Origin of the sequence: Bacteroides sp. 90-K9/2 (assembly GCF_047310725.1) — a bacterium.
GTDB lineage: Bacteria > Bacteroidota > Bacteroidia > Bacteroidales > Bacteroidaceae > Bacteroides > Bacteroides vicugnae.
The window spans coordinates 199,093-220,960 of the sequence record NZ_JBCGVL010000008.1; the positions used below are offsets into that span (position 1 = coordinate 199,093).

General features: G+C 40.7%; 10 protein-coding genes. 1 reads left to right on the top strand and 9 read right to left on the bottom strand.

The window, feature by feature from the left end:
• Nucleotides 1–24 precede the first annotated feature (24 nt).
• The 9 genes from AAHJ11_RS17705 to AAHJ11_RS17745 all read right to left on the bottom strand — a co-directional run bounded on the left by AAHJ11_RS17705 (nucleotide 25) and on the right by AAHJ11_RS17745 (nucleotide 21,406).
• Entirely contained in the window at nucleotides 25–1,572 is a 1,548-nt protein-coding gene (locus AAHJ11_RS17705; protein WP_148365197.1) for a hypothetical protein, read from the bottom strand.
• Nucleotides 1,573–1,593: 21 nt separating this feature from the next.
• On the bottom strand, nucleotides 1,594–3,420 hold the full coding sequence (locus AAHJ11_RS17710; protein ID WP_148365196.1) for a BACON domain-containing protein: 1,827 nt from the start codon (nucleotides 3,418–3,420) through the stop codon (nucleotides 1,594–1,596).
• 44 nt (nucleotides 3,421–3,464) lie between these two features.
• Entirely contained in the window at nucleotides 3,465–5,078 is a 1,614-nt protein-coding gene (locus AAHJ11_RS17715) for a RagB/SusD family nutrient uptake outer membrane protein (protein WP_148365195.1), read from the bottom strand.
• Between the two features lie 16 nt (nucleotides 5,079–5,094).
• Entirely contained in the window at nucleotides 5,095–8,154 is a 3,060-nt protein-coding gene (locus tag AAHJ11_RS17720; protein WP_413579946.1) for a SusC/RagA family TonB-linked outer membrane protein, read from the bottom strand.
• 114 nt (nucleotides 8,155–8,268) lie between these two features.
• Entirely contained in the window at nucleotides 8,269–11,289 is a 3,021-nt protein-coding gene (locus tag AAHJ11_RS17725) for a DNRLRE domain-containing protein (RefSeq protein ID WP_413579947.1), read from the bottom strand.
• 27 nt (nucleotides 11,290–11,316) lie between these two features.
• Complete coding sequence (locus AAHJ11_RS17730; protein WP_413579948.1) at nucleotides 11,317–13,575, bottom strand: sialate O-acetylesterase; 2,259 nt, start codon at nucleotides 13,573–13,575, stop codon at nucleotides 11,317–11,319.
• A 94-nt stretch (nucleotides 13,576–13,669) separates the two neighbouring features.
• Nucleotides 13,670–16,537 (bottom strand): glycoside hydrolase family 2 TIM barrel-domain containing protein, encoded by a 2,868-nt coding sequence (locus AAHJ11_RS17735; protein ID WP_413579949.1) that lies wholly within the window; start codon nucleotides 16,535–16,537, stop codon nucleotides 13,670–13,672.
• Between the two features lie 86 nt (nucleotides 16,538–16,623).
• Nucleotides 16,624–20,637, bottom strand: coding sequence for a two-component regulator propeller domain-containing protein (locus AAHJ11_RS17740; protein WP_413579950.1), 4,014 nt, complete (start codon nucleotides 20,635–20,637; stop codon nucleotides 16,624–16,626).
• Nucleotides 20,638–20,971: 334 nt separating this feature from the next.
• Nucleotides 20,972–21,406 (bottom strand): DUF6078 family protein, encoded by a 435-nt coding sequence (locus tag AAHJ11_RS17745; protein ID WP_148365189.1) that lies wholly within the window; start codon nucleotides 21,404–21,406, stop codon nucleotides 20,972–20,974.
• Nucleotides 21,407–21,612: 206 nt separating this feature from the next.
• On the opposite strand from AAHJ11_RS17745, the gene AAHJ11_RS17750 reads away from it, so the two are divergent.
• The gene (locus AAHJ11_RS17750) at nucleotides 21,613–21,765 is read left to right on the top strand and encodes a hypothetical protein (RefSeq protein ID WP_167511778.1); all 153 of its coding nucleotides are present in this window, start codon (nucleotides 21,613–21,615) and stop codon (nucleotides 21,763–21,765) included.
• Nucleotides 21,766–21,868: the final 103 nt, after the last annotated feature.

Sequence of the window (21,868 nt, forward strand, 5' to 3'; positions counted from 1 at the left end):
TTATGTCTTTTATTATGACCTATTCTAGTTGTCAAAGTATTCAATTAAATTATAGACATTGTAATTTACTTCCTGCATAAATTTGCTTAGGTAAGGATACATTTCATAATGATTATCATACACGCCTTTATTAGCCGGTTTCCCGCTGTTATCCGTCCCATCGTCATCCTGATATTTGAACCAGTGCCATCCCACACAGTTCTTTGCTTCAAGCAGCCCCAGTGTAAAATGCTGATAAGCATATGCACGGTCATTCTGGGTCGGAACCGTGAATCCGGCTCCTGATAAGTTATTCAAATCGGAATCCTGACCTTTTGTATAAAATTCGGTAACCAAAAACGGAGTATCTGCCCATTCTCCCCAATTTTTAACATAGGAGTCCAACTCCGGGCTCCAACGGCTATAGTAATTGATGGAAATGATGTCACAGTATTTGCCTGCAGCAGCCACTACATCCTTCATATATTTGGGAGTGCCATGCAGGCGTGTGCCCAGATACATCATGCCCGGGTCGGCTTCCTTAATGGCATCCTTCACTCCTTTATAATAAATCTCGGCTAGCCGGCCTGCAAATTCACTATTCAGGTTATCTGTCACACTTGTTGCCCCTTTTTCATCCATAAATTTCTTTGCCGCTAGATAGGCCACATTTGTTTTATCCGTAAGTGCCAGAAAACGGTCTAAAATTTTGGAGTTCTGTGATGAGAAGTTGATTTCATTGTCCGAGAAGAAGCCTAATACGTTGGCATCATTCAAATAAGGTGCCAAAGAGGTGTTTATATATGTTTTACAGAAATCTGCCCAGTCATCATAAAGTACCAGCCCCAATTCATTGTCCGATGTATTACCTGGATAGGCATGGCCATTTTGTGTTCTGAATTGTCCCAAAAATCCGAATGAAGGAGTCAACGTTAACGGAGAATTGGGAATGGCAGAGTTGTGAGTCTGAATCTTTCCGTATGTATCCGTACAAAAGGCTCCCGTACCATGGAAACCAATACTAGCCAATTCTGCTTGTGATGTTGCTATCCATTTGGCGTCAGTGCCAAAGCGCTTGTTCCATGCTTCCTTATTGCGTGCCGAAGAACCGTAACGCATGGAAGTGACGCTCCTCTCATAATGCGGATAGCCTTCAGGATCGATAATCCACCAACGGCCGTTTATTTTTTTTACGTAAAAACGCCCTGTGGCTTGTTGTTTGGCTCCTGAAGTGAAACTACCATACTTATTTGTTATGGCCTTGTAGTCACTTTCCGACTTGATAGCAGGTTTGTACTCTCCCATGTAAGCGACAATACGGGTATTACTCTCCGTCCATTTGGTCACTGGTGGAAACTCATTGGAATACTTAACTTTTATCGGACGATAAGGCTTACCTAAAAGTGAGGGGCTATAAGGCTGCATTTCTCCGGGAGTCGGTAGCCCTTCGATGATGTCATTATTACCTGTATCGTCATTAATGACAACATCCGGTGGCATAAAATTAGGATCTTTCACTACATAATCCGTACACGAAGCGAGTGCGATATTGCATATCAACAATGCTATGATATAGAATGAATTAACTTTCATGATTGTCTTCTTTAAAGGGTTTTATTTGGAAATTTTTCGGATACAACGTACATACCGTGCAGGCGATTTGGCATATTTGGCACCAGTTAAACCGGGGTTCCACTGTCCGAAACGCACATAGAATACTTTCGAAGCATCATCCGCTTCCGTACTGGTGAAATAGCTGTCACCAGCGGTATTGTCAGCTTTTTCGTTCATAACATCCCCTCCATTATCAGTGAGAATTTTATCCCAAGCTGCGCGAGCATCTTTTTCTTCCTGCTTAATAGCATCAGGTTTTACCCCGATACTTTGGGAAGGTCCGCCGTTGTATGCAGTAAAGACCGCTTCCATTTCATTTCTAGCAGGTAAATACCAGCCATCTTTACAATATTCCAGAATCGGAATATTAGCAGCTATGGCACTCTCTCTCATCTTTTGAGTATTAGCTTCACCATCTTCCTGATCTGTTAAACCTAATGCATCTATAAATCCTTCGTTAGCCCAATTTATGGCAGTGGCACTACGCTTTAAAGACAGAATTTTAGCATTGTTGCCCTCTACCCAAAATACGATACCGCCTTCAGCCAGTTCTGTATCACCATCCATCTTTACAAAATCTCCTATCTGGAAAGCAGGAGCTTCTGTCTGTCCTTTCTGTTGTCTTATGGTTATTGTCACTGTGGCTTGAGCATCACCGCTGCCAGCTGTTATCGTTACAATGGCTGTACGAACTTCGTCACCGTCATTCTTAGATAAAGCAGTAAATTTGATTTTATCTTCATTCTGTACAGCAGAAAGCCACGTATTACTGTTACCTTCAATGACATATGCAAATGACAGTTTATTTGTGCTAACTGTGACATCTGCTGTAGCCCCTTCTTCACTTGTCAGTTCTACCTGCGTTGGTGAAACAGATAAGGTAGCGGGCTCCTCGGGGAATTTATAGTCACCGATTGCTTTCATGGCACGTACAAAACGGCTCGTACCTGTCTTGGCACCAAAATCCATTCCATATTTCCCGAAACGTACATAGCGTGCTTTCTGGCCGTCTTCATTTTCCGTGCTCGACCAGTAACTTTCTCCGTTACCATTTTCAGCAGCTGCATTTATTACTGCCCCTCCGAGATCGGTTAATTTTTTATCAAATGTAGAACGGGAAGCTTTTTCTGCATCACTGATTTGATCTGGTGTAGCATTGGTAAATCCGTTATCGCGTGCTATGCCATTATAGATATCAAATAAATTCCCTAATTCTTCAGAGGCAGGCAGATACCATCCCTCTCCTAAATTTGTACATAGAGCAGCTGCGTCATTGGTACCGGCATCAGTATACAGAGCTGTATTTTCCATACCATTTACCATCGAGAAAGCATTGTGTAATTTAATGGATGCTTCAAACGGATTACCACCCCAACGCTCTAGTGAAATAGCCTTACCTACTTCTTGATTATCCGGATCAACCCAGAATATCATTCCGAGTCCGTCTTCTGTTAATTGTCCGACTTTTAATGTCTTTACTTCTGACTCGTCCTTCGCCAACTGCTTCACTGTCACTTCCATTGAAAAATCTCCGGCATTTAACTTGACGATGGCAGAGCGCACCTCACCGGTTTCATTAGTAGTAAGGGTTGTATAGATAATCCGTTGCTTGTTAGCATCTACCGAAAGCCAACTGGCATTATAATCTGCAGTAATTTCGTTCGCTGTAGTGGATATTACCACTGTTTTTGAGGAACCTTCGTTTTTATAGAGTTCAATCTCTGTTTCACTATGATTAAATTCCGGCATAATTCTTACTTCACCATACTCTTTACAGGAAGTCAATATCATACTCAGAATCAATGATATCAATGTTAGTCTTTTCATACTATGATTCTTTTACAGATTTATAAATTAAAATCAGTCTCTTTTTATTTCCATGGATCACTTTGCGGAAAGACATTTGTTCCCATCAAGTCAATCTGCGTTTGTGGAATAGGCCATGTTTCATGTTTGCCTATTACGAAGTTCTGGCGGCATTCGGCATAGTCTTTATCCAGATAGGGGTCTTCCAGTACAAGGTCGCCTCCATGTTGACGAACACGTTCGCCCAAGATGCCAAGGCGTTTCAATAGCGACCAGCGCACTCCTTCGAAGTGTAGTTCGCGGGCATATTCATCCAAGAGCATATTGAGGGTTAAAGGACCATTTTCATGAGTGTTACCTGCCCTTTCCCAAGTTTTGTTGTAGTATTCTATAGCTTTAGGACTGTCTCCACCATCACGGTGGAAATAAGCTTCACTACACATTAAGTAAGTTTCAGCCAAGCGATAAACAATCAGATCTTTGAAACTGCTGGTACGGTCAGGTTGCGTAGCATTGGTCCATTGGTCAAAGTGTTTTTTTGACATCGGGTGTAATCTTTCCATATAGCCGGCTGCTTTACCATATAAGTCTTTAGGGATTTCCTGCCCATAATTAGCCTTACTTTGGTCATTGTAGTAAAAAGTGTGGATGAAAAGATCCTTATAACGATTGTCTTTTTCTTGATCATATAGGCTGAATAAATAGGTGTTTGGATAAACACGTCCCCATCCATATCCCCCTTGGGCAGCTTCAAATGTACAATCGGGATTAGCTTGGGAGCGGGTCGTTGTAATGATGGCAGCACGATGTCCCATTAATGGAGTACCGGTTCCGCCTCCACCCATATTTTCAGAGAATTGATAAGACCATAAAACTTCGGCGGAACGCATGTCTGCACTGTTGAATACGTCCCCTGTTTTGGCCATCATAGAGTACATTGTTCCATCTCTAAATATATCCTCGCATTCTTCAATCGCCTTATCATAATCCTTCTCCCACATGGCAACCTGTGCTCTCACGTGCTTGGCAGTCGCTTTGGTAACACGGCCATAGTCATTATTGGGTATTCCCCAATCGAGTGCATTGATAGCATCATCCAAATCGTTTTTGACTTGAGTGAATATCTGTTCTGAAGTAACAGGGTGGAAATCACGTTCCAGATTATTTACTGTAGTAGGAATCGTATTCAGATAAAGACGTTCAAAACGTTTCCATAGTTCAAAATATGCACGTCCACGGAAAAATTTAGCTTCACCCCATGCGCGGGTAGTTACAGGATCGTCAAATCCCAGTTGCTCCGCTCCGGTAATAATCTCATTAGCTTTACCGATAATGAAATAATAGTGTTGCCAGAATGATTCCACATCACTATTATTGGGCATGAAATTCTGTAGTTTCGCAATGGCAGTACTTGTTCCTGCACGGAAAGCCATAATATCAGTGCTGTAATCACACATCGTCACAATATAGAGGTTGCTACCACCACTTCCGTCTCCTTTTGCGAGTTCTCTGTCCAAACTGTATAATCCTATCGCTGCACGATACAATCCGTCAGGGGAAGTGGTCAGATAATCTGTAGTAATATCCGTTTTTGATTTGAGGTTCAGAAAATCTTCACAAGAAGATAAGAACGCAATGGAAGATATTGCCAGAGCTGTTATATATAATTTATTTTTCATATTCTGTGGGATTTTATTAGAATGAAACATTAATTCCAAATACATACTGTTTTGATTCAGGATATGCACCCGGTGTCAACTCCGGACTATAAGACAAAAAGTCTGTAAATGTCAGAAGATTGGTTGCTGTAGCGTATACTCTAAGTTTTTGAAGTTGAAGTTTCTTTATCCAAGTTACGGGGAAGGTGTAACCCAGTTGCAAAGTGCGCAAGCGAATGTAAGAAGCGTCTTGAATCGCTAAAGAACCATGATAAGTCACATTTGTGTTATGACTAGGTCGCGGGAATTCATTAGAGGGGTTGAATGGAGTCCAATAATTTACCTTCACGCCATTTAGTTTCCCTTGTAAAGAACCGCCACTATTGGATTCGGAGAGATATCCATTTCTAATTTTACGACCGGATACACCATACCAATCCATATATAAATCAAAACCTTTCCATTTGAGAGTTGTATTTAGGGAAAGTGTGAAATCTGGATCTCTTGAGATAGGTGTACGGTCATCGGCATTTATTTTTCCATCGCCATTTACATCCTTTATTTTAACAGATCCCGGAGCGACATTATCCTCGCGTGTCAATGCTTTATCAGCTATACCATCGCCGTCAGTATCAATTGTCGGTTTCAATGTGTATTCCAATTTGCCGTAAGCATTTCTTTTTATATCGAAATCTTCATACTGGTAGATGCCATCCGGTAAATAGTCATAATAAACATTTATGGGTTTACCTACAAACCAGCTATTACCCGGTTGACTCAATGGCTTGCCGTTTTCATCGACTTGATTGTCAATTTTTACGATCTCATTAGCATACTGGCTGAAATTGGCTCCCAGACTCCATGTAAAACTCCTTGTACGGAAGACGTCGCCGTTGATACTGATATCAATGCCGTGTGATTTAGTTTCTCCCAAATTATCAAGCATTTGTTCATAGCCTAAAACTGAGTTTAATTCGCGCTTGACGATCAGATCTGTTGTTCTAGTATTATAGTACTCGATCGTACCTGACAAACGATTGTTGAAGAAACCAAAGTCAACACCAACATTGGCTGTACGTGATTGCTCCCACTTTAAATTGGGGTTTGAGAGTTCTTTTCCGGGGAGATACCCCATATAGGAGTTGTCACCAAACTCATAACGTTCCTGATCTGTCAAGCCAAGCGTTGTATAGTTACCAATTCCATTCTGGTTACCTACAATGCCATAACTCAAACGGAGTTTTAAATTATCAATCCAGGACACATTGCGCAGGAAACTTTCTTCGTTTGCACGCCATGCCAGAGCCACAGAAGGGAATGTACCCCATTTGTTGTTTTTTCCGAATCGGCTTGAACCATCCCGTCTGATAGCCACATTCATAATATATCTATCCATAAATATATAAGAAGCGCGGCCCATGAATGATACCAGATTATTTTCAGAGAATGTTCTAGTAGGTGTGCCGGAGAATTGGCCATTGGATATAAAATCCCAGTCCATATCTACAGGTAAGTCACTGGTCGAATATCCTAGTCCTTTAGTTTGAGAGTGGTCTACTGACTGTACGGCAGTAAGGGTCAGTTTATGTTGCTGTTTTTTGATTGGAACTTCATAAGTGAAGATGTTTTCTATCAGATAATTTCTCTGTTCATTATTTGTCAATTTGGCGGTAGCTCCTCCACCGGGATAATTGACACCTTTCACTTCTCCATCTTCTTGTTGTCTGTTATAGAAAGAAGTATTTAAACGATAATTAAACCCTTTGAAAGGTTTTAATTCCAGAAAAATATTGACGCGGTAACTGTTGTTCGTTATTTCGCGTGCATAATTTTGTGCTCTATAAAGCGGATTAACATCGTTGGCAGTGTCGATATATTTAGTATAACTACCATCCGCATTGTATACTTTAGCTAACGGAGTGCGGGTAATGAACTCCGTAAAATTTCCATCTTCACGTTCACTTTTGGATAATGCGTAGGAAGTATTCACACCAAAACTTGCCCATTTGTTTACTTTGTAGTCCACGTTCAGACGGAAAGCTGCTTTTTTATATCCCGAACCGGTAGTCACCATACCGTCTTGATCAAAGTAATTGAGACCTGCTGATACACGGAGTTTGTCAGTTCCGCCACGTACAGTTAAATCATGGTTTTGGTAAAGAGCATTCTTTAACATTAGATCTTCCCAGTTGACAAACTGACCGTTTGCCCAGACTTCACTCATAATTTCGTCACTCAAAGCTTCTGCAACAGAGATTTCGCGGGCGTCAATAATGCCTTTGTCGTTTGCCATTGCTTCACGTCGCAGCATCATATACTCTTGTGGAGAGTAAAAATCGAAGTTACGCCACAAGGACTGAATACCTACATAGCCGTTATAACTCACTTCCATTTTACCTTGCATACCACGTTTGGTAGTTACAAGAATTACACCGTCACTGGCACGTGCGCCATAAATGGCTTGAGAAGCTGCATCTTTCAGGATTTCGATAGACTCAATGCTTTCTGCGCTTAAAGTACTGAATTCCTCACTGCTTGATACAGAACCGTCAATAACGTACAACGGAGTATTTTGCGCACTGATAGAACGGTTTCCACGGATGGTAATGGTAGGAGCGGCCCCTGGTCTGCCGGATGAGCTTGTTACATTAACTCCCGCTACACGTCCACGGAGCATGTCACCCACATTTCCTGCCGGAAAACTTTTCATTTCATCAGTTTTGACGGAAGCAACGGAAGTAGCGATATCGCTTTTCTTTTGATAACCATAGCCTACTACCACAATTTCTTCCAGCAATTTGGAATCTTCGGACATGGTTACATCAATAACTTTCCGATTCCCGACTTTATGCTCCTGATCTGCATAACCTATATAAGAGAATACGAGTGTAGTATTAGAAGATACCTCGATGGAATATTTACCATTCATATCGGTAATCACACCGGTTGTACCTCCTTTCACATGAACGTTCACTCCAATCAATGGGCCTTGTGTATCAGACACAATACCTGTCACTCGTACATTTTGCGCATGTATGCCTACCATAATCATTAGAAATATAGCCAGCAAGATTGTTTTTAATTGATTGTTTTTCATTTATACATAAGATTTAATTATTGAATATGCTGAACAAAAGTCATCAAAAAAAGAAATATAACATAAAAGGATTGTACGAAAAGAAAGCAATATTATACGAATGCTTATTTCATGTCACCAAATAGATAATACAGGCTTATTATTAGATTCCTTCGTATCAAAATAGCAGCTTCTTTCATTGTCCGAGTCATCGCCCAATTGTCTGAGTTCCCTTATCAACGCAAAAGTGATCTCTTTCTGCTTGCACTTACGGACCAATCCGGTAACATCGAGCTGATGATATGAAGCATTTTTATCGACTACGATTTCTCCCGCTACATGTGAGGTGTTTCCTACCTGGGTTATGCGCATTTGTTCCCTATCTAAATTAGGAGCATTATTCCAATTTAAGGACATTTCATTCCAATCGCAGTTGGCTAGGGCGTAGACATGGAAACGATATGAATGCTTGTCCGACGAATTACCATAAATCTGCAGTAGTGCCGCATTTATATTATCTACTTTGGACAAGTCGAATTTGATGTAGCTGACCTGATTGTGATTAATCTGTGAAGCGTTCATTTCTACACTCATCTTTTTTATTTTGCCAAAGTTCTTTTCGCTATTACTGCCACTCTTTATAGTAGCGTCTGCTGTAGCAATCAAAGTGTAAGGCGTACTTTGGCAAGCAGGGATGGTAAGAAGCATCACACTTTGAGCCGGTAGTTCGAACGATAGTTGTCCGTTTTCAGAAATTTCTTTTGACCACACCACTTCGCCATAAGCATCCGCACTTACTTCTTCGGCAAATACCTTTGTACCGGTGGGGAGGTTTAATGATTTTAAATTCAAAGTCAGCGTGTTTGGCGAGAGTTTACGTTGTACAAGCCATATATAATATCGCATTTCTTCCGGGTTGTAAGAGGTTAATGCATCTACCTCATTATCGGGGACTGATTTCACCGTTTCTAATAGCGGCCGTTCGTCCTTAAAACCTTTTGCAAAAAGCCGGACTACCTGTCCCGTCCGCTGAATGCCACTGATGTCATAAGATTCCGGGATGTTTTTTACTGATTCTTCATCAAACAATTTTATCTCCCTCACCTTGATACTGCCCTTATCGGTAGCAATAAAACGAATTCTCGAACTTGTCACAGGAGTCTTAAATAGAAAGAATGATTGTGTGTAGCGGGCATTCTCTTCAATCGTTTCTTCAATGTCTTTCCAACCGGTACCCTCCCAATATTGCAACCGGAAATTCTTCACGCGGTCCGGACCTGTGTAGACTCCGTATTCCGAGCCTGTATAAATCACAGCTGCACCCAAAGAATAACTCTTTCCCAAATCTATTTCGAGGCATTTCTTTTCGTCTGTATTCACAGATGTCCACATGGAGACATCGGTCTTGTTGCCGTCGGTGATCACTTTCACTTGTGCAGGATGTGAAGAAGTCAAATCAATGACTTTCTTCCCCAATGCTACGTTATTGTAAGCATCTTCCACGATTCTCTTGCCTTGCCAGATAAAATGATGTCCCGATTTAATGCCACGCGGATAGGTGTTGCTGGTTGTGTTGGCAAATTTGAAGGCCCACATACCATACCCCTGGTTAAGGGTATTGTTTGTATATTCACCTGCCCATTCGGTAAATAGGGAAGGGGAGTCCATCGTCTCGTATTTGTCAATAAGATAGGCATTCATCCAACGCCCGGTTTCAGTATACACTATCGGAAGAGAGCGGTTTAAAGGATGATTATCTACTATGATCTTCCGTATGTCCGAAACCTTGGATACATATCCTGCTGCCGGAAGATTATAAGAGTGTGTCGAGAATATGTCCAGCAAGTCTCTGTCGGAAGGTAATCCCCGATAATCAATACGCAGGCTTTTCACAACCTCCGCCCACCAGTTAGCGTTGGAGCCTGCCGTAACAGGACTTACAAAACGTGATTTCAGATGTTTTCCATAGAGTTTGTTTACATCCTGTATAGCACAATATATAGCATCTGACACAACTTTCATGGCATCTACATATTGTGTGATTTTCATCGGACCGGAATGTCGGTGATTAGGTTCGTTCTGCATGGCGAACATTGTCACGTCACCCGTTTTGGCTGCATAAAATGCCAGGGCATAAAAACGTTGCCATTGTTTCCATTTATTGCTCCATGTATTGTCAAAGTCTGTTGAATTCATCTGTAGGACTACATCTATGTTCAAACGTTTCAATTCTAGTAAAGCATATTCAAATACCATTGAATTGGTTGAGAATTGTTGTTTGCGACATCTTTCCAAAATTGGTTTCCATTTGATGAAGTTATTTTTTTCGGGATTGCTTCGTAATTCATGTTTGTACGATTCAAACTCTTCTAGTGTATTCAGGTTCTTTTGATAATTCACAGCTTCTTCGGGTACATAATCATTCATAGATGTCCATACGCGTAAACTGTTTACATTGGAATATTCAAGCCAACCTGATATGTTGCTGCCGGGCATATAATATCCTTGATTGTAAGCCACGTATTTCATGGTATTTCCTACTACATTTTTATTGACTGTTACAAGCATGTCCTTAGGAAATTCTTTATGAACTCTGTCTGGCAGTTCATTCTGAATAACAGGAGCAATCATATTTTTCTTTTCTTTGCCATATACTTCAAACTCATTGATGGTAACAGGTTCCCCATCAGTAGAGATTAGTCGAAGCTGGAAAGTAGTAAGTTGTGGAGTAAATGTGAATTCTATTTTGTCCAGCCTGTTTTCTGTACATTCCGTATTGGGTAAGTCTGTCCAGTTTGCGTCGTCCCAATATTGAATCTTGAAATTCTTCATTGCCCAGAAGCCGGGAGCTTTTCCCTTCTCCTGTTCTGTCTTTTCCGATTCAGGGATTCCTGTGTGGATAACTACCCTGTCAATATCATAATATCTCTGCAAATTGACATCAAGAATATGCGGAGCACGGGCATTTGGGTCACTTATCCAGGAAGATTTACGTGAAATGACTCCGTCAGTCACATTTGATGCTGGAAACTCTTTTTGTTGTGAGGATGCTATTACCGGTTTATGTAATGCTACATTCACATTGTCGGCTGATATACTTGTAAAAGGTATAGTCATGGCTCCATAAACTAAAACCAAACATTTTCTAAGGTACATAAATCTTTTGTATTTTATGGTATGTATTTATTTTCCGGAGTAACAAGCATTATAGGTAGCTTCTGCATATCTGCGTCCCAGAATGATCTGGCTGTCTGCGCTGAAATGAGGGTCATTTTCATTAATCAGAGGAACTAATTCTTTGGATGACACGCAATAAGAATAAGGAATGTGTTTTGGAACCGTGCGTAACATTTCATTGAATGTTTCCGATGTTCCATTCTTTCTCCATTCTGCCAGTTCGCCTACAATAAATGGGAGTTTTTCATTATTTAGGTCTTTCCGTAAATTGGCTATCAGTTCTTGTAGTTTCGGCATATATGTTGCCGGGTCATTACTGTCGCTTTCTCCTTGATGCCAGATGATGGCTTTTAGTGTACCGAACTTCATCGCTTGACGTATACGTGACAGGGTTTCATCATAATAATTATCTTTTGCTCCCTTCATCCATGAGTTGATTGAACTGCCTCCACGGGCATTGACTACCAGTCCTAGTGGACGTCCGGTTCTTTCTGTGATTGATTTTGCAAATGAATAGGCAGGTCCTACTCCTTGTAAACCCAATCGTTTGCGGATCGTAGAATATTTATTCAGAGGATTGCGTGCCGGTTCCATACTGCCGGTGGGAGTAAGCAGATATGTGTTTTTAATATAACCTTTATAGTTATCTGTGATATATCCTCTTCCGGCCATATTGGACTGACCGATGAAAAGAAACAAATCAAGGTCAGGAATTTTTGGTTCAGGATTAATATGGACACCTTCTGTCATCAACTGATATTTGTCTGTACGGAAAGGAACTGCCGGAAAACCCTCTTCATTAAATAAGTTCATATCGGCACTATTCACCCAGAGGTAACGGACATCTACGGGATTTGTCACCAGATTATTTTTCACTTTTACTTGATTTTTGCCTACGATTATTGCTTCAGCGGGATAAAACTTGCCGTCTTTACCCGCAACAGTGAAGCCTGAAAGTGTTGCTGCTTTGTCTTTGCTAACGAGTCCTGTACCGGTATTGGCAAAATCAAGTAGCAAAGAGCCATCGGCAGTTTTCGTCATCTTCTTGAACTCCGGTCCTTGGCAAACCACTTTTTTACCGTAAACTTTTCCTAGTGCTAATTGAGACAACCGCCAGCCTACCGTGTCTTTCACTATGGGATGAATATCTTTCGGATTACCCTGATCGAAAGCGACAACCATTGCTGTATTTTTTACATGGAGTGAGGTGAGGTATTGCGCTTCACGTAGTTCATACCAATAGCGTGTTTTCGTTTCGAATCTGGGTAACTGAATAAAGAGAAAAGGAATATCTCCCTGTCCCCAAGCAGTTCTCCATTCCTTTATCATGGCAGGGAACAGTTTGCGGTACTGCGCTCCGCGGGCTGTGTTCGACTCTCCCTGATAAAAGAGGAAACCTTTCAATGTGTAAGGGATAACAGTGTTTAGCATTGTCTCGGACAACCCTATCGGCCTATGGAAATTCTTTCTTCCCATAGGTTCTACCGGTTTGTCTATATATTTCTTTTGTTCTTCGCTCAGCTGGTGATATTCTGTCAGGCTTGAAACATAACGGTTGTATAATTTCTCGTACCCGTCCGGTCCGTAAGAATTCACCATACTGTCATAATGCTGTACTATCGGCTGGAAGTCTTTGTCCGACATCAGCAGTGTCCTGCTTGTCCAGGCCTCCACCGTGGTTCCTCCTACCGGAGTCTGAATGATACCGATAGGAACATTCAACTCTTTATGTATGTTTCTGGAAAAATAATAAGCGATAGCAGAAAACTCCGGTGCTGTCTGCGGTGAACATACCCTCCATGATGCTTTGGACACTTCCTGTTCCGGGTAGAATTTTCTCGGTACTTTATAATAACGTATTTGTGGATAGTCTGCCAAACTAATTTCCGTTTGAGCATCTTTTACCCTGCGTAAAGCGAATTCCATGTTCGACTGACCACCCGCCAACCATACGTCACCTATTAAAACATCCTGAAAACTAACCTTATTATTACCGTTTATAACTTCTAATTTATAGGGTCCTCCGGCTTCTCCGGTCTTCAATGTCACTTGCCATTTTCCCTGAATGGCTTTTACTTTCTGAAGCTGCCCTGCAAACCGGACCTCAACCAGTGAGCCGTTTTGAGCTTCTCCCCATATCTTTATTATGGCATTTCGCTGCAACACCATATGGTCCGTAAAGACATCTGCTACCGTAAATCCGTCTGTTGCAAAAGTCAGTATTGCTATCAGAGATAAATACAAAGAGAATAATATGCGTTTCATAGTTTGCCTGATTAAAATTCATTGGCAAATATCCTGCTTTTGTACATTATAAGATATAAAAATCGTTCTTTTAAGAAGTAACATCGTACGGAAGTTAACTTTTCGATTTGCTTATTATCGTCTTTAACAATATGGTACGCCTGTCTCCTTTCAGCATCACCTTCATACTGTCTTTTAAATGAGAGATATTTGTTCTGATAACCAACTGCTGTTTAGGTTGAATAACATACTCTTTCCATTCTCCTTCTGCAACCGAAAGACTGATATTAAGAGGTTCTTCTACCGGGTTCTCCAATACGGTAATCATAGTCTTCGCTTTTCGGGGAAGTGCCAGATAAAAGTAACCTTCTCCAATAGTGGACGACTTATCGATTATAGGGCTTCCACCACGCGAGAATTTGAATGGGGCCATCGGGCGTCTGCCATAAGGAACGTATTGTACTCCCGGTTTCGAATTCCAGCCTCCGTAGGAACCTGCATACTGATAGCCATATTCGTCAATCTGCACTTTATACTTAGGCAGTTCTTCCTGTCCCTTAGGAATGATAGGAACCGTGTTTACCATCAGGCCGTTGCAGGGAGCATTGACGATTCCTCGTTCGGAGGCATAGTCTCCCCAGATAATGGAATCGTTTACGGCTACATATCGTTCGTGCTTCTTATCGACAGCCATGTATTGAATCATGTTGGACAAAAGTTTGTCAGCTACTGGATCTGTTCCGCAGTGGTCTATCAAGTCAAATCCGGATAAAAGGATGGAACCTTTACCTATAAATATTTCGGATAATGCCGTAGCAGCCAGAGCACGGCTATAATTGGCAAGAACAGCTACATCCTTCATGGAGGGTGATTGCAGGTCATAACCGGCTTTTACAGGGTAGATGGCCGGAAAACCATTCTTCGACTCATCATAGGATGTATAGTCAGACCATAGCCTGAACATACGGGGATTTAATCCTTTGAAAATCGGATGATAGGGACGTTCCAGGTTAATATTCATTCCGTCTTTATATGCCAGAGAAGGTGACAGATAGACCGGGTCGTTATTACTGTGCTGCAGAAATTCAATCTTTATAGGTGACCAGGATTGGTTGAAGTCTGTTTTATCCTGCTCCAGACAAATTATGCGGCCACCCTTATTGATATATGCTTTCAGTTCTCCGGTCTGCCTGTCAAGATTATCATTCCATGAGTTTTTGCCGATGACAAGCGTGGAGTTTTGGGTGAGTTCTGTTATTGAACGTACTGGTTTCACCGAATATCCGTTTCTTTTCAAACAATTCAAAGTCTGTTGTTCCGGTGTGGTGTCATATACGGAAATCGTAGCTGTTGCATCAACTGCGCTGTTCCAGTCCTTTCCGGCTATAAATAATTCGCTTTCATTATATGACACTTTTTTGCCTTTGGAATAAATCTCTCCTTTTAATAAATAATCTCCCGTAAGCAAATTGGGGGGGATATTGATAGTCAGAGGCAATTTACCGGTTCCGTAATAAGGTACAAACGGAAATTCATTTTCTCCCGATATCACTTTCCTGCCTTCCTGTTCAATCCACCAATGCAGGCGGACATCACTCAATGCATTGCAGTAATCGTCATCATTTACCACATGAGCCACCACTGAAAGTTTGTTTCCTGCATATATCTGTGATTGCCAGTTTTCCCAGCTCAATAATATGGGCTGATAACTAAGTTGATATTGTCCGGCAACCGGTTTTGGCTTCATTTCGGCAAAAGATTTCACTCCATCCCAATTATGAAATACAATTGTGAAGGGCATGGTGCCTGCCAGACAATCGTTTTGGCTTCTCAAACGCCGGAATAGTTCCGTGGCATTTTTCAGGACAAACGCCTGATAGGCCATGGCTGCTTCTGCCTGTTCCGTATCAGGCAAATGCCCTGTCCAGCATTTTTGAGAACCGGGTTGTTTGGTTCTTGAACAGAGGTTAAAGCGTCCGTCTATACCGGTATAATTGCCAACACATTCCGTAAAGGTGATCGGCTGTACTTTGCCCGGATTCTGCCACATATCCTTATCGCGCATATTCAGGTAAGTAAGAAAAGAGTTGTAATACCATCCCCAATATCTGTGCACGTCATAAATGTCTGCAGATTTCCCCAGACCATAGCCTGCATTACATATATACAGGCGGGTATTATCCCATTTTTTGAGTTCCTGATACATTCGGGTGAGAAAATCTCTGTATAAATCACCCGCCTTTCCTTCGTAAGGCATTTCGTTGGATAAGATATAAATCACAACAGAAGGATGGGAGGCGAACGGGCCTAAATCTATTTCCTTATAAGTTTTGAGCGATAGTTCAAAATCTTTCGGAGGAGCTGTTTGGGTTGCATGTTTGGGGCGACCGTACCGGCCGGCGAATATCATCATTCCTTCTTCGTCGCATACGTCCATCCAATTTTGGTTATCAGGGATACGGATGATATTTATATGGAGGCTTTTCATATATCGCACATAGTCACGGGCAAACTCTTTACTTTGTTCCAATTGTTTCGGTATGCCGCGTTCCGGTGGATTTATGGCATTGCCTCTCAGGTAGATCGGGTTGTCATTTAAATAGAAGATGCCGTTATGCATCTCGAACTTTCTGAATCCGATTTTCTTCTGAAAAGTCTGCTCCCCGGCTTTTAGTGTCAGATCATAGAGTACAGGTGAAACCGGACTCCACAATTTAGGAGTCAGTTGGCCTGTCTCCAGTACTACTGTCGTATCGGTTTTATGAGTAAAGAGATATTCTTTGGAAAAGCTGCATAGTTTCTCTTTATTCTGTGAACCGACAATGGTAGCATCAAATAATAACCGTTCAGCTGCCTCTGCTGATAATGCTACTTCTATCTTGACACTCTTATCAGAGGTGACAGGAGTTATTCTTTGAATATTGGCTGCTGTCAATAATAATGGGAATAACAGGCCAAAAGCACCTAATAGCTTTGTTTTCATAGTATGATTATTGTATTTAAAATGGATAATAAATTTATTCCACGTATTGATAAATTCAGATAAAGCACCGCTAATCTGGAAAGTGCTTATTCGGGAGTCTTTTTTTCTTCTCCTTTCTGGAACTGTGCCGGTGTCATTCCAAACAATTCCCTGAATCGTTTAATGAAATAGCTTGGAGAGTTGAAACCTACTTCATAAGCTATTTCTGAAATTGTTTTAGTGTCAGACTGGATCAGCAGCATTTGTGCTTTTTTCAGTCTGACGTTCAAAATAAAATCATTCGGTGTCTGTCCTGTTATTCCTTTCAGTTTCAGGAATAACTTAGTGCGTCCGATGTTTAAAGCCTGTGCAAACATATTCACGTCAAAATCGGGATTATCGATGTTCTGTTCGATACAGGTCACACATTGTTCCATAAATTGCTGGTCTGCCCCATTGGTTGCCAGAATATCTATATTATTATCCATTTGTTTAGCATATTTTTTCTGTAACAGCTTTCTGCCGTTCACCAGGTTATTACAACGCATAAACAAATGTTTCACATTAAAAGGTTTGGTGATATAGTCATCCGCCCCCATTTTTAACCCTTGTATAGTAAATTCTTCCGCAGTCTGTGCTGTGAGCAGTATTACAGGAATGTGTGACGTTTCAAAATTACTCTTAATCATCCGGCACATTTCTATACCGGACATTTTGGGCATCATGATGTCACTAAGCACAATATCGGGTTGCACTTCTTTGGTTTTTTCAAAACCTTCTTCACCGTCTTGTGCTTCATAAACCGAATATACTTTGGAGAATAACCGTACTAGCAGTTCTCTTAACTCTTCGTTATCTTCGACAATCAGTATTTTATTCGACGGTTCTTCCTTACTGTCGGAGTTGTCGTCATCCGGCAGTTCCTCCGGCATCTTTTCATCATCCATCTTCAGTAACGAGATGCAGTATGAATCAATATCAGGAGTCTCTATCTTCTGTGAAGCCGATATGTGGCTGTCTCCCAAAGGCAACTCGACGACAAATGTCGTTCCTTTTCCCTCCCGGCTTCGGGCGCCGATTTTACCTTGGTGAGCTTCGATAATACTTTTTGCAAGAGCCAGCCCGATGCCCGTACCTTTCTGGTTATCCAAGCTGTCGACTTGATAGAAGCGGTCGAATATCTTGTCCAGATTTTCCTCGGCAATGCCGATTCCCGTATCTGAAATAAGTATCATAACGCTGTTTTCATACTCTTGTACTGACAACGAAACCGTACCTCCGAGAGGTGTATATTTAAAGGCATTGGACAATAAATTATAAATAACCTTTTCCAGTTGCACCACATCAAACCATACATCTAATGAACGGTCTTTGTTGAAGTATTCGAAAATAATCTGTTTGCCTCTGGCATATTCCTTGAAGGATAGATAAATTTCATCCAGAAACGAATAGATATTCTGTTTGCTATATTTAAACTTTTCGAATCCCTGCTCTTGTTTCCTGAAGTCAAGCAATTCGGTTATCAAACGTTTCATGCGCAGTGTGTTTCTATGGATGCCTATCAGTCTGCCATATACTAGCGGTTGAATATCATTCCGTTCCATCAACATTTCCAGCTGACTCACAATCAGAGTAAGCGGAGTACGGAATTCATGTGATATATTAGTGAAAAATCGGAGTTTGGACTGGTTCAATTCTTCTATCTGCTTTTTTTCTTTCTTCTCATATTCAAGTGAGGCCCTCAATTTCAACTTGGAAGAGTAGAAACTCACTATTATATAGAGAGAAATAATCATGATAACGACATAAGAGCAGTACGCCCATGTCGATTTATAGAAAGGCGGTTTTACAATAATGTCTATTTCTTTGCAAATGCTTTCCCTTCCGGAATATTCTTCGGAGCTTTTTATCATTAGCTTGTAGTTACCCGGATTCAGGTTCGTATAAGTGATACCTTTGCGATAACCGGCACTCATCCATTCTTTATCAAAGCCCTCCAGTTTATAGTAAATCCGATTTCTTAGTACTGATACATAATTTGATAATGAGAAATTAACAGTGAGTATGGAATGGTTGTGGTTCAGAGTGATTTGCGGTTGATATAAGATAGACTCGGAAAGGATACCGGAACCATCATTAGGCAATATGAGTTTATTGTTCACCTCCAATGAAGTAAAGTTCAGTTGATAAGGTTTAACGTAAGAATTCAGTTCCTTTTCAAAGAAAGATATCATCATCTTAGGACCGGATAGGAAGATCTCATTATCATGGGCAACAAACAATCCGTAAGGATTCAACGCTGTCATCGGGAAACCATTTTGTTTGTTATAGTTATAAAACCGCTCGTTTTCCATGTCAAAACGAGAAAAGCCCTGGTTGCTTGCTATCAGAAGGTAACCGGAAAGAGATTCGTTTATATCCAGGATATAATCGTTAATCAAGTCTGAATTTTGTGAGTTAAACGACTTGAATGTATTAGTATCAGGTTGGTATAGAAATATCCCGTCTCCGGAAGAACCTGCCCATATGTTTCCTTTTTTATCTTCAAAGAGTACATTTATAAGGTTGCTTCCTATGACTCTTCCTGAGGTGTTGGGAACAAAGTATTCATCCCGTTTATGGGTTTCAATATTATACTTTACCAGCCCCCGGTAATAGGAAAACCATAGATTGTCATGCTTGTCGAGATGCATATCGATGATCTGCCTGTTGTTGAGTTTGCTGTCCATTAATAGTTTGGTACATTCTCCGGTTTGCGGATTAAATAAACCGATACCGTCGTGGGTGGCCAGCAACAAGTTTCCTTTATACGGAATAATTTTCCGGACTATATCGTTAATCAATGTATTCTCCTTGCCGGGAATATGTCTGTAGTTGGTGAATTTCTGTGTTTTCAAATCCAGCTTGTCCAATCCTCCCTTTAGCGTTCCTATCCATAGGAGCTGGTTCTTCTCATCCAGATATAGAGCTTGGATTGCATTGGATGTAAGAGAATTACTATTATTACTATGTTTATATTCGATGAAGTTTTTTGTTTTTCTATCGAGATAATTCACTCCTCCGCCTTCTGTTGCGATCCAAATGCCGCCTTTGGAGTCTTCTTTCATTCTTCCGGCGAAAGGAGAAGTCAATTTTCCTTTCTGCGATTCATCCGGATAATAATAGGTATAGATTTCATAATCCGGATTAAATAGGTTGATTCCTCCATAGTAGGTACCTATCCAGAAGGTCCCCTGCTGATCTTTCATCATACAAATGATAGAAGAGTTGCTTAGGCTATAAGGCTTGTTGTCTTCACTGTAATGAGTAATATTGGTGGAGACATCCAGCTTGTCCAGCCCTTTAAAAGTGCCTATCCAATAATTCCCCCAGCTGTCTTCCATAATGCAACGGATATAATTACTGGAAAGCCTGTTTTTATAAGGTCCGTCCTTGTAGTTGGTTTGTACACCGTTTCTGTCTAGCCGGAAAAGTCCGTCATCCTTAGTCCCTATCCAGATGTTTTTCTTGGAATCTTCATAAATACAGGTTATATCTTTATCGGGAAGATAATTAAGCCATTTCTTGTTGCTGTCTATCATGTACAAGCCTTTATTCATGGTTCCTACATACAGGTTGCCTTCATGATCTTCAGTGACGCATGATATGCGCACATCGTCCAGATTGTAATAATATTCCAGTTTATCTTCCGCACAATTATATGTAAATAATGAGTCTCTGGTACAAACCCATAAACGTGTGTTGCCATACGTGATAGCCTGAACATTATTATTGCGGATAGTATGGAAAACATTTTTCCTGATATCATATTTCACCACTGCATACTTGCAACGGATATAGATGTGGCCGTTTTTATCACCACAGATAGTGCCTATATTATTATTGTACAAACTGTTCTTATCGTTCTCTATCGGACGGAAAACATGGAAGTCAGTGCCGTTATATCGGTTCAGGCCATCTTTGGTTCCTATCCAGATGATACCGAATTCATCTTGATAAATAGATGTTACTGTAGGTTGTGAAATACCATTTTCTACTCCGAGCGCTTGAAAGTGAATATTTTGTCCAAACGAAAGAGTAGAAATAAATAATAAAAGAAATGGGATATACTTCTTATACATACAATGGACTCCTTTAATACAAAACAAACTTATGAATTATTTTTGGAGTATACCAAGTAAAACGGCTTGTTTAACTAATGCAATCTTCCTGAAATAATCGGTTGGCAACAAAGGTAATTGCAGGCAGTTATTATCAATATAAGAATAGGACGATTATATATCAATATTGTACGCGGCTGGTGAATTCTCAACGATACTCATCCCTATGAGAAAAAATACTCATACCTATGAGAATATATTCCCATTAGTATGAGTATTTTTTCTCATAGGGGTGAGTATTATCCCTTGTCAGAATATTCGGAAACGCCACTTTATAGCCTTTCTGATAAAGTTTTTACCAATCGAATAAATCGATATATTGGTCGAATTCGGGTTTGTTTTCGATGCCATGCTTTAGAAAGACAGCGACAATCTGCTTTTGTTCGTCAGGATGTAGCATTCGTTCTTTGTTGCGGATGCGGTAAAACATGCTGCGCCCCATCAAAGAATATAATTCTTTGCGGATGGTGACAGCCGTAGAATAGGGGAGGTTGTCCAATATGTGGTCTATTCCGCATGCGAAGCGTGAAGTGCAGTATGGTTTGAAAAAGTTGCAGTTGTCTTCGTTTCCTATTATGTGGTTGGGATTGACTGTCCGGAAATCAGAAACGTTTTGCGGTATACAGAGCGTAGCTTGATAGCGTAGGCATTTATTACGGCGCGGACATTTGCTGTGGGTGCAGTATAAATAATTCTTTGGGACGTCGTTAAAGTCAATTTTTGGGTTCATGATTTTTATATCTTATCAATGATACAAATATAGGTGTTTTTTATCCTGTAGACAAGATAAAAATGCTATTGTTTTATCTTGTGAATGGGATGAGGCGATAAATAGTCAATTCTATATGAATAAGATAACTTCGTAATAACTTGCACTTCCTGATTTATACAATTACTTTTGTAGCGTATAAACCAAAAGAAAGGAGTTGTATAAGTATGGCAAGACCAATTAAGGAAACTCCGATACTTTTCGGAGAAGATGCTCGGCGATTTGAAGAACGGATGAAAGAGAAGCGTAGTGAAACGTCGGAGCAGCGGGAAAAAAGGTTGAAAGACTATGAACTGGCAATGAAAATCTTTAAAAAATAAAATATGAATCGTCAGTTGATAGAGGAAGCGTATGAGATGCATAAATTAAATATTTCAGAAAAAATAAAATCGTTCGATTGTGGAGATACCGATCTGAATGATT

Bases quoted from the DNA above. Each gene is read 5' to 3' on its own strand.
- AAHJ11_RS17705 (WP_148365197.1), bottom strand. From the start codon at position 1,572: ATGAAAGTTAATTCATTCTATATCATAGCATTGTTGATATGCAATATC.
- AAHJ11_RS17710 (WP_148365196.1), bottom strand. From the start codon at position 3,420: ATGAAAAGACTAACATTGATATCATTGATTCTGAGTATGATATTGACT.
- AAHJ11_RS17715 (WP_148365195.1), bottom strand. From the start codon at position 5,078: ATGAAAAATAAATTATATATAACAGCTCTGGCAATATCTTCCATTGCG.
- AAHJ11_RS17720 (WP_413579946.1), bottom strand. From the start codon at position 8,154: ATGAAAAACAATCAATTAAAAACAATCTTGCTGGCTATATTTCTAATG.
- AAHJ11_RS17725 (WP_413579947.1), bottom strand. From the start codon at position 11,289: ATGTACCTTAGAAAATGTTTGGTTTTAGTTTATGGAGCCATGACTATA.
- AAHJ11_RS17730 (WP_413579948.1), bottom strand. From the start codon at position 13,575: ATGAAACGCATATTATTCTCTTTGTATTTATCTCTGATAGCAATACTG.
- AAHJ11_RS17735 (WP_413579949.1), bottom strand. From the start codon at position 16,537: ATGAAAACAAAGCTATTAGGTGCTTTTGGCCTGTTATTCCCATTATTA.
- AAHJ11_RS17740 (WP_413579950.1), bottom strand. From the start codon at position 20,637: ATGTATAAGAAGTATATCCCATTTCTTTTATTATTTATTTCTACTCTT.
- AAHJ11_RS17745 (WP_148365189.1), bottom strand. From the start codon at position 21,406: ATGAACCCAAAAATTGACTTTAACGACGTCCCAAAGAATTATTTATAC.
- AAHJ11_RS17750 (WP_167511778.1), top strand. From the start codon at position 21,613: ATGGCAAGACCAATTAAGGAAACTCCGATACTTTTCGGAGAAGATGCT.